Here is a 13128-nt window from a genome sequence, read left to right as displayed (position 1 = left end):
CCCTCGTGGACAACCTGCACCGCCACCTCGCCCCGATCAGCTCCGCCGCCTGGGCGGAGATCGAGGAGGAGGCCCGCCGCACCTTCGTGCTGCACTGCGCCGGCCGGCACGTCGTGGACACCGCCGGCCCGGAGGGCCCGGCCTTCGCCGCCGTCGGTACCGGCCACCTGCACACCGTCGCCTCGCCCGAGCCCGGGGTGCGGACCAGGGCGCACCAGGTGCGCCCGGTGGCCGAGCTGCGCATCCCGTTCACGCTCAGCCGGGAGGCCGTGGACGACGTGGCGCACGGCTCGGGCGACAGCGACTGGGAGCCGGTCAAGGAGGCCGCCCGGACCATGGCGCTCACCGAGGACCGGATCATCTTCGAGGGCTGGCCGGACGGCCGGGTCGAGGGCATCCGCACCGCCTCCGGCAACACCGCCCAGCCGCTGCCCGGCGAGGTGGCCGACTACCCGGACGCCGTCAGCCGGGCGATCACCGCGCTGCGCCTGGCCGGGGTGGACGGCCCGTACGCGCTGCTGCTCGGCGCCGACGCGTACACCGCCGTCAACGAGACCTCCGACCACGGCTACCCCATCCGGCAGCACATCGCCCGGGTCCTGGACGGCCCGATCGTGTGGGCCCCCGCGCTGACCGGGGGCGTGGTGCTCTCGACCCGGGGCGGGGATTTCGAGCTGCACCTCGGGCAGGACCTGTCGATCGGCTACCAGAGCCACGACGAGGCCTCGGTGCGGCTCTACCTGCAGCAGTCGCTCACCTTCAGCCTGCATTCGCCGGAGGCGGCGGTCAGCCTGACCTGACTTGTTCCACGAGTTCAGTGGTTCAGGAGCGGGGGGTGGTGTCGAGCAGGGTCGATCACGAGATATCTTGATATCAAGACGTTGTAGACGTGAAGGCGGAGTACCGGTGACTGACTCGACCATCATTTACACGCACACTGACGAGGCCCCGGCCCTGGCGACGTATTCGTTCCTGCCGGTGGTGCAGGCGTACGCCTCGACGGCGGGCGTCAGTGTGGAGACCCGTGACATCTCCCTGGCCGGGCGCATCATCGCCAGCTTCCCGGAGCGTCTGGAGGAGGGCCAGCGGATCGCCGACGCCCTCGCCGAGCTGGGCGAGCTCGCCAAGACCCCCGGCGCCAACATCATCAAGCTGCCGAACATCTCGGCCTCCATCCCGCAGCTGAAGGCGGCCGTCGCCGAGCTGCAGGCCCAGGGCTACGCGCTGCCGGACTACCCGGACGAGCCGCAGACCGACGAGGACCGCGACGTCAAGGCCCGCTACGACAAGGTCAAGGGCAGCGCCGTCAACCCGGTGCTGCGCGAGGGCAACTCCGACCGGCGCGCCCCGCTCTCGGTGAAGAACTACGCCAAGACCCACCCGCACCGCATGGGCGCCTGGGTCTCGGACTCCAAGACCAACGTCGCCACCATGGGCGTGAACGACTTCCGCCACACCGAGAAGTCCGCCGTGGTCGCCGAGGCCGGCAGCCTGAAGATCGAGCTCGTCGCCACCGACGGCACCACCACCGTGCTGCGCGAGTCGGTCCCGGTGCTCGCCGGTGAGGTCGTCGACGCCTCCGTGCTGCGCGTCGCCCCGCTGCGCGAGTTCCTCGCCGCCGAGATCGCCCGGGCCAAGGCCGAGGGCGTGCTGTTCTCGGTGCACCTCAAGGCCACCATGATGAAGGTCTCGGACCCGATCATCTTCGGCCACGTCGTGCGCGCCTTCTTCCCGAAGACCTTCGCCAAGTACGGCGAGGTGCTGGCCGGCGCGGGTCTCAACCCGAACAACGGCCTCGGCGGCATCCTGGGCGGGCTGGACAAGCTCGCCGAGGGTGCGGAGATCAAGGCCTCCTTCGACGCCGAGCTCGCCGAGGGCCCGGCCCTGGCGATGGTCGACTCGGACAAGGGCATCACCAACCTGCACGTGCCGTCCGACGTCATCGTCGACGCCTCGATGCCGGCCATGATCCGCACCTCCGGCCACATGTGGGGCCCGGACGGCAAGGAGGCCGACACCCTGGCCGTCCTGCCGGACAGCTCCTACGCGGGCGTCTACCAGGTCGTCATCGACAACTGCCGCGAGCACGGCGCCTTCGACCCGGCGACCATGGGCTCCGTCCCGAACGTCGGCCTGATGGCCCAGGCCGCCGAGGAGTACGGCAGCCACGACAAGACCTTCGAGATCCCGGCCGACGGCACCGTCCGCCTGGTCGACGCCGCGGGCAACGTGGTCCTGGAGCAGCCGGTCAGCGCCGGTGACATCTTCCGCTCCTGCCAGACCAAGGACGCGCCGATCCGCGACTGGGTCAAGCTGGCCGTCACCCGTGCCCGCGCCACCGGCGTCCCGGCCGTGTTCTGGCTGGACGAGGACCGCGCCCACGACGCCGTCCTGATCGAGAAGATCAAGCAGTACCTCCCGGAGCACGACACGGAGGGCCTGACCATCGAGATCATGTCCCCCGAGAAGGCCACCGCCTACTCGCTGGAGCGCATCCGCCGCGGCGAGGACACCATCTCGGTGACCGGCAACGTGCTGCGTGACTACCTGACCGACCTGTTCCCGATCCTGGAGCTGGGCACCAGCGCCAAGATGCTCTCGGTCGTCCCGCTGATGAACGGCGGCGGTCTGTTCGAGACGGGCGCGGGCGGCTCGGCCCCCAAGCACGTGCAGCAGCTGGTCAAGGAGAACTACCTGCGCTGGGACAGCCTGGGCGAGTTCTTCGCGCTGGCCGCCTCCTTCGAGCACCTGGCCACCACCACCGGCAACGCCCGCGCCCAGGTGCTGGCCGACACGCTGGACCGCGCCACCGGCACCTTCCTCAACGAGGACAAGTCGCCGAGCCGCAAGCTCGGCGGCATCGACAACCGTGGCAGCCACTTCTACCTGGCCATGTACTGGGCCCAGGAGCTGGCCGCCCAGACCGTCGACGCCGAGCTGGCGGCGGCCTTCACCGGCCTGGCCAAGACCCTGGCCGAGCAGGAGCAGACCATCGTGGCCGAGCTCATCGCCGTCCAGGGCTCCCCGGTCGACCTCGGCGGGTACTACCAGCCGGTCGTCGCCAAGGCGTCCGCCGCGATGCGTCCGTCCGCGACGCTGAACGAGGCGCTGGCCACCCTGGCCTGAACCTTGCGGCACTGACGAAATCCCCGGGCTCCCGCTGGAGCCCGGGGATTTCTCGGTTGACCGGCGTCTCCCGTGCCGGTTGCAATGTCCAGCATGATCACCATGACTGCGCCCGTGTCACCTGGCCCTGACGGACTGTCGGTCCGCATCGGCGCCCTCGCCCCGCTCACCCGCCCCGGCTGGGCCGAGGCCGGGCACGACCTGCTGGCCGGTCTCGAACTGGCCGTCCGGGAGGTCAACGAGAGCGGCGGGGCCGGCGGCCGGCCGCTGGAGCTGCTGGTCCGGGACACCGCTGCCGACCCGCAGCGGGCCGAGGCGGCCGTGGCCGAGCTGGCCGGGCTCGGGGTGGCGGCGCTCGCGGGGGAGTACCACAGCGTGGTCGCCCGGCACGTCGCCGCGCGGGCGGACGCCCTGGGCCTGCCCTACCTGTGCTCCTCGGCCGTGCTCGACGCGCTCACCGACCGGCCGACGGACTGGGTGGCCCGGATCGCCCCGGCGCAGTCCCGGGGCTGGCGGCTGTACGCCGAGTACCTGCTCGGTGCGGGCCACCGGCGGGTGGCCGTGGCCGTCCAGCCGAGCGTCTACTGGGCCGCCGGGATCGGCATCCTGCGCGAGCACCTGGACGAGGTGGTCGAGCTGGAGGTCTCCGAGGGGCTGTGCGACGCCCTGGTGGCGTCCGGCGCGACGGCCCTGCTGGTCCTGGCCGGCCACCCGGAGCCGGCGGTGCCGGTGGTCCGGGCCGTGCGGGCGGACGAGCGGCTGGCGGGCCTGCTGATCGGGGCCCCGGCCGGGCAGCCCGAGCTCCCCGAGTGGGCGGAGCTGCTGGGCGAGACGGGGGCCGCCGTACCGTTCCTGCGCTATCTGCCCGAGCATTTCGGGCCGCTCGGTTCGCGGGTCGAGGCGGCGCTGCGCGAGCGGCTGGGGCGGGCGCCCTCCTTCGTGGCCTTCGAGGGCTACGACTCCGTGCTCGTCCTCGCGGAGCTGCTGCGCTCCGGCCTGACGTGGGCGGACGTCGCGGTGGCGGGCACGCGCGGGGAGATCCGGTTCGACCGGGTGCCCGGCATCGGTGTCTGGCAGTGGGCCTGGGCGCCGATCCAGGTGGCCGACCGGGATCCGGTGGATTCCGGCCGCTTCCGGGTGCTGGCTCAGTCCGTCCGGTAGCGGAAGGCCTCGCCGAGCGGGAACCGCTGCTCGGCCTCGGGCAGCCAGGAGGCCAGCACCAGGCCGGAGGGCAGGAACATCGGGGTGGGGAGCGCGTCGACCGGCACGCGCTCCCAGCCCGCGCAGGCGTGCGGCTCGAGGTTGCGCGCCGGGTCGTCGCTCGGCGGGGCCAGCACGGCGGCGGTCAGGCGGGGATGGCCGAGGGTGTGGTCGAGCAGCACGGCGAGGACGCGCATCCGCTCGGCGGGCAGCCTCAGCCCGGTCTCCTCGGCCAGCTCCCGGGCGGCGGCCTGCTCGAAGGACTCGCCCGGGTGGTCCACCTTGCCGCCCGGCAGGCTCCAGGTGGGCGGCTCGCCCGCCGTGGTGCGGCGGCCGATCAGGACGTGGCGGCCGTCGGTGCTGGGGACGATCACGCCTGCACCGATCAGAGCAGTCACGGCGGCAACCTCCGGCGAGTGGGTGTCACCGGAGGTTACCAGTGGTCACCAGGCGGAGGGCTTGAAGTCCTTGAGGAAGCAGCCGTACAGGTCCTGGCCCAGCTCGCCCTGCACGATCGGGTCGTAGACCCGGGCCGCGCCGTCGACCAGGTCGAGCGGGGCGTGGAAGCCCTCCTCGGCCAGGCGCATCTTGTCCGGGTGCGGGCGCTCGTCGGTGATCCAGCCGGTGTCCACGGCGGTCATCAGGATGCCGTCGGTCTCCAGCATCTCCTTGGCGGAGGTGCGGGTGAGCATGTTGAGCGCGGCCTTGGCCATGTTGGTGTGCGGGTGGCCGGCGCCCTTGTACGCGCGGCTGAACTGGCCCTCCATCGCAGAGACGTTCACCACGTACTTGCGCCGGGCCTTGGCCGCCGCGAGCGCCGGGCGCAGCCGGCTGACCAGCACGAACGGCGCGGTGACGTTGCAGAGCTGGACTTCGAGCAGCTCGATCGGGTCGACCTCGCCGACGGTCTGCACCCAGGTGTTGGTGTCGTGCAGGTCGGGCACCAGACCGCCCGCGTCGATCGCCGTACCGGCCTCAATCCGGGCCGGGGAGGCCGAGCCGGTGACCAGGGCGAGCGCGGCCACGTCGTCGGCGGTGAGCGCCTCGTGGGTGCCGGAGGGCTGGCCGGGCAGCATCGGGCGGTCCACGCTGCCGCTGCCGAAGCTGCCGAACACCTCGGAGGCGGGCAGCTCACCGGCGGGCAGCGGCGCCTGCTCGGCGGCGACCAGCTCGCTGTAGGCCTGCGGGGAGCGGCGCACGGTCTGCGCGGCGTTGTTGATCAGGATGTCCAGCGGGCCCTCGGCGGCGACCGAGTCGGCGAGGGCGACCACCTGGGCCGGGTCGCGCAGGTCGATCCCGACGATCTTCAGGCGGTGCAGCCACTCGGCGCTGTCCGGCATCGCCTTGAAGCGGCGGATGGCGTCCTTGGGGAAGCGGGTCGTGATGGTGGTGTGCGCGCCGTCGCGCAGCAGGCGCAGCGCGATGTACATCCCGATCTTGGCCCGGCCGCCGGTGAGCAGCGCGCGGCGGCCGGTGAGGTCCACCGAGGCGTCGCGGCGGCTGCGGTTGTCCTTGGCGCACGGCGGGCAGAGCTGGTGGTAGAACGCGTCCACCTGCACGTACCGGGTCTTGCAGGTGTAGCAGGAGCGCGGGCGCTCCAGTATCCCGGCGATCTCGGTGGTGGTGGCGGTGGTCAGGCCGAACACCCCGGCCGTCTCGTCGTCGATCCGCCCGGGGGCGCCGGTCGCGGTGGCGGCCGTGACGGCGCGGTCGTTGGCCGTCTTGCGGGCGCGGGTCTCCTGGCGGCGGCGCTGCTTGAGCGTGCGGAAGATGCCGCCGACCGCCATCCGGACCTTGATCGCGTCCGGGTGGTCGACCTCCAGCTCGTCCAGCTCGGCGAGCACGGCGAGCAGGAGCTCCAGCCGCTCGGGCGCGATGCCCGGGCCGTACTCGATCTGCTCCGCCGGGGTGTCCTGCTCCGTCATGCTCGCCGCTGCTTCCTCGTCCGCCCTGCGTGGTCCAAGGACGAACTGTACGGAGTGCCGGGCGGCGGGCCCAAACTCTGCCGGTGGCTGCACCGGGAGATATGGGTCTCAATCGTCATCTACCGGGTGGCGGCTCCTGCAGTGCGGCGAGCCGCTGCCGGTAGTCCTCGGGATCGATCTCGCCCCGGGCGAGCCGGTCCGCGAGCAGCTTGGCCGGGTCCTGGGGCGCGCCGGGCGGCTGCGCCGGCGGCTGCCAGCCGGTGGGCTTCGGGGGGCCGTAGTGGTGGCTCCCCGGGCGGTGCGACCAGAAGCGCACCAGTGTGATCAGCACCGCGATCAGCACCAGGCAGAGCAGGATCAGGGTGATCCCCGACAGCACCCAGACCCACCCGCCGTGGTGAGGACCGAACTGGTGGAAATGTCTCATCCTCACTCGCCTCCGCCTTCTACCTTCCCACCGTGGGATGAGAGTCGGCTAAGAGAGGCCGCTATGCTGCGCGAGTATGGGCGATCTTGGACGGCAGCTGGCGTACTGGGACGGCGCGGGGGCGGCGAAGACCTTCACCCACCCCGTGGAGCACGAGTGGCTGGCCGGGGTGAGCCGGGCGGCCAGGGTGCTCGACTACGGCTGCGGCTACGGCCGGGTGATGGCCTCGCTCGCCGACCACGGCTTCACCGAGCTCGCCGGGGTCGACCTCGCTCCGGCCCTGGTCGCCCGCGGCCGAGCCCTCCGGCCGGACCTCGCCTTCGACGTGCTGACCGACCCGCCCGCCGTGCCGCGCCCGGACGGGAGCTACGACCTGGTCCTGCTCTTCGCGGTGCTCACCTGCGTGCCCTCCGCCGCCGCGCAGCGCGAGCTGATCGCCGAGACCGCCCGGCTGCTGGCCCCCGGCGGGCTGCTCTACGTGAGCGACCTGCTGCTCCAGGAGGACGAGCGCAACCGGGCCCGCTACGCCGCGTACGCCGATGCGCACGGCACGCCCTACGGAGTCTTCGAGACCAGCGACGGCGCGGTCTGCCGGCACCACTCGATCGACGAACTCCGTTCGCTGCTCGGTGGGTTCGAGCTGGTCCGGGAGCGGCGGGTCGAGGTGGCGACGATGAACGGCCACGGCGCGCAGGGCGTGCAGCTGCTGGTCAGGGCCCGGTAGGGGCGCGGTCGAGGGTGAAGCCGAAGTACCGGGGGTAGGCGGCGAGGGCTTCGGCGGTGGTGAGCTCGGCCTGGGTGCGGGCGCCGGCGGGGTCGGTGGTGATCAGGAGGGTGCCGCGCAGGGTGATCCAGCCGCCGTCGGGGGTCGGGAGGGAGCAGGAGGGGGCGCCGGCGAAGGTGGAGTCGGGGGAGGTGGTCTGCCACCAGCAGGTGGGGGCGAAGTCCTCGAGCCGGTAAGGGCGTTGGTCGAGCTGGTACTGCAGTACGCCGTCCCGGTGAATGTCCAGGTCGCCGTCGGGGCGCTCGCTGATCGTGCAGGTGCCGACCGGGTCGGCCTGCGGTTCGCGGTCGTTCAGCCGCAGGGGGTGGCGGGTGAAGCGGCCGAAGCCGACGTCGACCAGCCAGGGCTCGTCCAACCGCACCCGCAGCGCCAGGTGGTCGAACGGCGGCCCGAGCTTCTCGTCGAAGAACACCCGGGCGCTGAGCAGTTCGACCTGGTACCCGAGCGCGGTGAGCAGCGCCGCGAACGCCCCGTTGACCTCGTAGCAGAAGCCGCCGCGCCGCCGGTCCACGATCTTGGCGAGGAGTTGCTCCTCCGCCAGCGAGACCGGCTCGCCGAGTTCGATGCTCAGGCACTCGAACGGGACGGCGAGCAGGTGTGCCTCATGGAGCCGCCGCAGCCCCGCGAGATCCGGTCGCGCGGGCCGCTCGGCTCCGATCCTGGCGAGGTACTGCGCCGCCCGCGCGTCGTCCATCTGCTGCTCTTTCCGAGGGGTCAGCCGGGGAGGCGGTCGAGGGTGAAGCCGAAGTGCTGCCGGTACGCGGCGAGGGCCTCGGCCGGGGTCAGCTCGGTCTCGGTGCGGGTGCCGGCCGGGTCGGTGGCGATCAGGCGGGTGCCGCCCAGGGTGATCCGGCCGCCCTCGGGGGTGGGGAGGGAGCAGGTCGGGCCCTTGGTGAAGTGGGAGTCGGGCGAGGTGGTCTGGTACCAGCAGGTGGGCACGAAGTCCCGTAGCTCGTACGGGCGTTGGTCCAGCCGGTACTGCGCCTCGCCGTTCATCGCGACGTCCAGCTCGCCGTTCGGGCGCTCGCTTACGGTGAAGCTCCCGGCAGGATCCTGCTGGGGCCGGCGGTCGTCCAGCCGCAGCGGCTGCCGGGCGAACCGGCCGAAGCCGACGTCGACCAGCCAGGGCTCGTCCAGCCGGACCCGAAGCGCCAGATGGTCGAACGGCGCGCTGGGCTTCGCCCCGTCCAGCACCCGGGCGCTGAGCAGTTCGACCTGGTACCCGAGCGCGGTGAGCAGCGCGGCGAACGCCCCGTTGAGCTCGTAGCAGAAGCCGCCGCGCCGCCGGTCCACGATCTTGGCCAGCAGCTGGTCCTCCGCCAGCGAGACCGGCTCGTCCAGATGGATGCTCAGATTCTCGAACGGCACGGCCAGCAGATGCGCCTCCTGCAGCCGCCGCAGCCCGGCCAGATCCGCCCGCTCCGGCCGTTCGGCCCCGATCCTGGCCAGGTACTCCGTCGCCCTGGTGGCGTCCATCTGCTGGTCCTCGTTCCGTGCTGCGGTCCTGCTGCGGTCCTGCTGCGGTCTTGGTGCGGGTGAACCGGGCGGCCGGTGCCGCTACGCCGCGTTGGCGGCGACCACGGTCCAGGTGCCGGCCGTCGCGTCGTCCAGCCGCAGGTCGAAGGTGAGGGTGATCGGCCGGCGCCGGTGTGCGTCGCCCTGGAGCACCTGCTCGGTCCGGCGGTCGACCTCGTAGTAGACGCCCTCGGCGTCGGCCGCGACGCGGAAGGCGATCGGGTCGCGCGAGAGAAGCGAGCTCACCTTGACCGAGGTGACGGCGGCGTTGCGCATGACGGTTCGATTGGCTGTGCGGACGGGGGTGAAGTCCAGGCTGCCGTCGTTCATGACCCACTCCTCGAGGAACCGCTCGATCGCGACCTCGAGCACCGACCGGTCGAACCGCCCGTCGAGCACGCTCAGATCGCCGACGGCGGCGTCGGCGTCCGTGCTCCAGGAGATGTTGGTGAGCGACAGGATGTCGCTCACGCCACCCGTGACCGCGGTCTTCCCGGCGACCTCGAGCACCGCCTCGCGGGCGACCTCCTTCTGGTCCCAGCCGTCCGTCTCGATGGCGTCGGTCAGGTGGTGCGCCCCCTCGGCGGCCTGCTCCACCGAGGACACGATCCACTCGCCGGCCGCGCTCTTGCGCAGCGTCCAGTACTCGACCGGGCGCGTGGATCCGTCCTTCCGCACGGCGTCCGGGCCGCCGTCGGAGCGCACGTAGTCGTTGAGCGTCGCGGTGATGCGGAAGGTGACGGTGTCGTTCAGCTCGCCCGCGCGGTTGGCCACGTTGACCAGCTCGACCACCGGGCCCGAGGTGATCTCCACGACGTTGACCTCGCCGCGCGACTCGTAGTCGCGCAACTCGTCGGCCCACTTGCCGTAGAGCACCGGGGACAGGATGTTCTGCAGAGTGGCGTGATCGTTCTCCGTCCAGGCGCGTTGGGCCGTCACGTACAGCGAGGCCGCGCGGCTTTCGAGCGCCGCGCGGTCGAAGCTCGCGTCGGTGTCGGCGAGCGCATCGACCCGGGCCCCTATCCGGGCGGCGCGCTCGCGGGCCTGCTCGTCCGCGCGGTGTGCGGCGCCGTCCGACGCCGTGTTCAGACCGTCCGCCCCGGCCGCCTTCCGCCGACGGGACCAGAGCCACAGGATCAGCAGCAGCACGAGCGCCACGATCACCAGCACCAGGATCCCGCCGCCGCCGTAGCCGCCGCCGAACCCGCCGAACCCGTGACCGGAGCCCCCGCCGGTGGACCCGTGGGACCCGCCACCGTGGCTGCCCCCGCCCCCGCTGAACCCGTGACTGCCGCCCCCACCACGGGCGTACGCGACGCCCGGGCTGCTCAGCGCGACGACTCCAGCGGCCACACCCATCAACCGACCGACACGCACCCGGGCCATCCCCAAAGAAGTCAGAACTGTTTCCCGGCAGCCTACAAGCCCGGTCACCTGCCCTTCGAGGCCGAGCTGCGGGGCTCACGGTCAGCGCCGGTCGGGCGCGCTCATGTCTCCGGTGGCGGGGGTTCCCTCGGCCAGTGCGTAGCGCAGGAAGACGGTGCCGACGGGGCTCGCGGCGGGCGGTTCGAGCAGGGTGAGGTTGGTGGGGACGGCGCCGGTGTCGAACACCTTCTTGCCGATGCCGAGCACGATGGGGTGGACCCAGAGGTCGAGGCGGTCGAACAGCTTCTCGCTCAGGAGGGTCTGCACCAGGTCGAGGCTCCCGACGACCCGTACGTGCTCGTGCCGCTCGCGCAGCTCGCCCACCGCGGCGCGCAGATCCGGCCCGAGCCGGGTGGACCGCGCCCAGCCGAGGTCGGGCGTGCCGCGCGAGGCCACGTACTTCGGGATCCGGTTGAAGAGCTCGGCGAAGGGGCTGTCCCCGGCCTGCGGCCAGTAGCCGGCGAAGATGTCGTACGTCCGCCGGCCGAGCAGGAGGGCGTCCGTCCCCTCGTAGGCGGCAGCGATCTGCGCCCCGGTGACCTCCTCGATCAGGGGTGCCTGCCAGCCCCCGAACGGGAAGCCCGCCGGGTCCTCGTCCGGACCGCCGGGCGCCTGCCCGACCAGGTCGAGGGTGGTGAACAGCTCGAGGTGGATGAGGCCCATGGCAGCCATGGTGGCCCCGCCGGCGCCGGGAGCCCGGTTCCGCCACGCCATGGTTTGGAGGTTCCTACAGGGCTGGTCGGCGGGGGGTGGACCACCCTTGTGCGGATCTTCAAGGTTGGGGCGTGAACTGGCTTTCGACCTGGGTATCCGTAAGGATTGACGGTTGGGTGCGGGGCGCCCGAGTGCGCCCCGCGGCACCGCCGCAACCGCGCCCGAGGTGTACCTTTCTCCCAGCCAGAGAGCCCTTTTCATGCGCTTCCTGAACGACCTCAAGCCCGCGTACGACCTGACGTAGAATTCTAATTGACAGTCATGTGAGGCTGGGGGTTCGAACGTTGGACAGGTACGGGTTGTACGAGCGGCTCTCGCGAGCCACCGAGGCGAGCACGTCGATCGAGCGTCAGGACGAAGCCGCCCGGGCGGAAGTGAAGCGCCGCGGCGGGCGAGTGGTTGGCGCCTTCGTCGACGAGGGTGTCTCCGGGGCACTCCCGCCGATGGACCGCCCCGCGATGAAGGAGCTGCTCCAGCAACTCTCAGGGATGGACGCGGTGATGGTCTGGAAGATCGACCGGATCGCCCGGTCCTTCCTGGGCTTCGCCGAGATCGTCAAGGAGTTGGACAAGCACGGAGTCGCCTTGGTGTCGGCGACCGAGCCCATCGACATGACGGGCCCGACCGGTCGAGCGATGGCTCAGATGATCGCAGTCTTCGCTGAGTTGGAACGCGAGATGATCAAGGCGCGGGTCGCAGACTCGATGCGGAAGGCGAAGGAGGAGAACCGCTTCCACGGCGGGCGTATCCCTTACGGCCTCACTGTGGCCGACCACCCGAGCGGCAAGGGTCGGGTGCTGGTGCGGGACACTCACGCGGTCGGGGTACTTCGGGAGGTGCTGCTCTGGGTTCTCGAAGGAGCGACCATGGCGGAGTGTGCCCGGCGACTGAACGACCGTAAAGAACCGACGAGCCGACAGCGTGGCGCCGTACTCAAGGGGTTGGCGAAGGCCGAGGCCGCGCAGTGGCGAGGAGTCTCGCTGAAGCGGATTCTCGCTTCACCCACGATGCTCGGCCATCGACCGGTTCCCGGCGGAACAGTGCAGACGAATGATGACGGGCTGTCTGTGCTTGTCTGGGACCCGGTCTTCAGCCGTGATGAGTGGGACGCTCTCCAGACATGCCTGGCCGAACTCGAGCAGGGCCCCCGTAAAGCACCGGCCGCCTCGCACTGGCTGTCCGGTTGCCTGAAGTGCTCGGTATGCGGCGGCAATCTCAAGCAGTGGGTCTCGGGGACGGGCTTGCGGGCGTTCACCTGCAGGGGTCGGGAGACTGCCTCGCACAGCCCGTCGGTCTACGTTCCAGCCGACCTGGTGGCGGACTGGGTGCGAGAGCAGTTCCCCGTCGTCTACGGCATCTTGCCGGAGGTGGAACGGCGATGGGTCCCCGGAAGTGATGCCTCCCGCGAGCTGTCGGAGGTTCGGGCTGCGATCAGGCGCCTCCGTGACGACCGGGACGTAGGCCTCTTCGACGACGACGAGGACGACTATCGGGAACGGATGGCCCGCCTGGTAGAGCGCCGGAAGGTTCTTCAGACGGTCCCTCAGGTCGAACCCCACTGGGAGGAGCACCGCACCGGACGATCTCTTGCCGAGGTGTGGTCCGGTCTCTCGGACGAACGGCGGGGTGCCCTGATGATCGAGTATGGGCTTGCACTATGGGTTGACCCCGCTCCTACCAAGGCGAAGAACACGCCCGTCAACTCGCGTGCCCAGTTCGGGCCGTCCGCACCTGCGGAGGACGCCCTGGCCGCCATCGCGTACGCGGAAGGCATCTGCTAAACGCGGCGTTCGCGCGGGCTCAGAGTCGAAGGCCCTGCGGGGTGTTCCGCCGCCGGCGGTGCGACAAATGCCCTGGCCTGACTGTGAGAGGAGACTCTCAACGGTGCAGCAAGAGGGCAGGTCTGGCTGACAGCGGGATGCTGAACGGAAAATCGGACCTCAGCCGGGCAGGGTGGCAGCGTCCGTTTCGCGGAGCGGAACGGACATCCGGTGAGTCGGATGGTCAGGCTG

Annotated in this window: 12 protein-coding genes; 5 read left to right on the top strand and 7 right to left on the bottom strand. The window is 71.4% G+C overall.

Annotated elements, in window-relative coordinates; translation table 11 throughout:
• Nucleotides 1-5 precede the first annotated feature (5 nt).
• From ABT095_RS36500 to ABT095_RS36490, 3 genes are all read left to right on the top strand, one after another.
• On the top strand, nucleotides 6-800 hold the full coding sequence (locus ABT095_RS36500; RefSeq protein WP_350533914.1) for a family 1 encapsulin nanocompartment shell protein: 795 nt from the start codon (nucleotides 6-8) through the stop codon (nucleotides 798-800).
• Nucleotides 801-906: 106 nt separating this feature from the next.
• Nucleotides 907-3126, top strand: a complete 2220-nt coding sequence (locus ABT095_RS36495; RefSeq protein WP_350533913.1) for an NADP-dependent isocitrate dehydrogenase — start codon at nucleotides 907-909, stop codon at nucleotides 3124-3126.
• A gap of 102 nt (nucleotides 3127-3228) precedes the next feature.
• On the top strand, nucleotides 3229-4287 hold the full coding sequence (locus tag ABT095_RS36490; RefSeq protein WP_350533912.1) for an ABC transporter substrate-binding protein: 1059 nt from the start codon (nucleotides 3229-3231) through the stop codon (nucleotides 4285-4287).
• Here the strand turns inward: ABT095_RS36490 and ABT095_RS36485 are convergent.
• The 3 genes from ABT095_RS36485 to ABT095_RS36475 form a co-directional block, all read right to left on the bottom strand.
• Complete coding sequence (locus ABT095_RS36485; RefSeq protein ID WP_350533911.1) at nucleotides 4272-4724, bottom strand: nucleotide triphosphate diphosphatase NUDT15; 453 nt, start codon at nucleotides 4722-4724, stop codon at nucleotides 4272-4274. The genes ABT095_RS36490 and ABT095_RS36485 overlap by 16 nt on opposite strands.
• Before the next feature lie 45 nt (nucleotides 4725-4769).
• On the bottom strand, nucleotides 4770-6251 hold the full coding sequence (locus ABT095_RS36480; protein WP_350533910.1) for an SDR family NAD(P)-dependent oxidoreductase: 1482 nt from the start codon (nucleotides 6249-6251) through the stop codon (nucleotides 4770-4772).
• 115 nt (nucleotides 6252-6366) lie between these two features.
• Nucleotides 6367-6678, bottom strand: a complete 312-nt coding sequence (locus ABT095_RS36475; RefSeq protein WP_350533909.1) for an SHOCT domain-containing protein — start codon at nucleotides 6676-6678, stop codon at nucleotides 6367-6369.
• A 76-nt stretch (nucleotides 6679-6754) separates the two neighbouring features.
• Between ABT095_RS36475 and ABT095_RS36470 the strand changes: the two genes are divergently transcribed.
• A complete protein-coding gene (locus ABT095_RS36470) occupies nucleotides 6755-7402 on the top strand; it encodes a class I SAM-dependent methyltransferase (RefSeq protein WP_350533908.1) in 648 nt (215 codons plus the stop codon).
• Here the strand turns inward: ABT095_RS36470 and ABT095_RS36465 are convergent.
• The 4 genes from ABT095_RS36465 to ABT095_RS36450 all read right to left on the bottom strand — a co-directional run bounded on the left by ABT095_RS36465 (nucleotide 7389) and on the right by ABT095_RS36450 (nucleotide 11065).
• Nucleotides 7389-8156, bottom strand: coding sequence for an arylamine N-acetyltransferase family protein (locus ABT095_RS36465; RefSeq protein ID WP_350533907.1), 768 nt, complete (start codon nucleotides 8154-8156; stop codon nucleotides 7389-7391). The genes ABT095_RS36470 and ABT095_RS36465 overlap by 14 nt on opposite strands.
• Before the next feature lie 20 nt (nucleotides 8157-8176).
• Nucleotides 8177-8938, bottom strand: a complete 762-nt coding sequence (locus tag ABT095_RS36460; protein ID WP_350533906.1) for an arylamine N-acetyltransferase family protein — start codon at nucleotides 8936-8938, stop codon at nucleotides 8177-8179.
• A gap of 81 nt (nucleotides 8939-9019) precedes the next feature.
• Nucleotides 9020-10330: a TIM44-like domain-containing protein gene (locus tag ABT095_RS36455; RefSeq protein WP_350533905.1), complete on the bottom strand. Its 1311-nt coding sequence runs from the start codon at nucleotides 10328-10330 to the stop codon at nucleotides 9020-9022.
• 114 nt (nucleotides 10331-10444) lie between these two features.
• Nucleotides 10445-11065, bottom strand: coding sequence for a dihydrofolate reductase family protein (locus ABT095_RS36450; protein WP_350533904.1), 621 nt, complete (start codon nucleotides 11063-11065; stop codon nucleotides 10445-10447).
• A gap of 335 nt (nucleotides 11066-11400) precedes the next feature.
• Here ABT095_RS36450 and ABT095_RS36445 point away from each other — a divergent pair, with 335 nt between their 5' ends.
• Nucleotides 11401-12897, top strand: a complete 1497-nt coding sequence (locus ABT095_RS36445) for a recombinase family protein (RefSeq protein WP_350533903.1) — start codon at nucleotides 11401-11403, stop codon at nucleotides 12895-12897.
• The last annotated feature ends 231 nt before the right edge of the window (nucleotides 12898-13128 follow it).

Origin of the sequence: Kitasatospora sp. NPDC002227 (genome assembly GCF_040296285.1) — a bacterium.
Classification (GTDB): Bacteria; Actinomycetota; Actinomycetes; order Streptomycetales; family Streptomycetaceae; genus Kitasatospora.
This window is presented reverse-complemented; position numbering and strand designations above follow the sequence as displayed.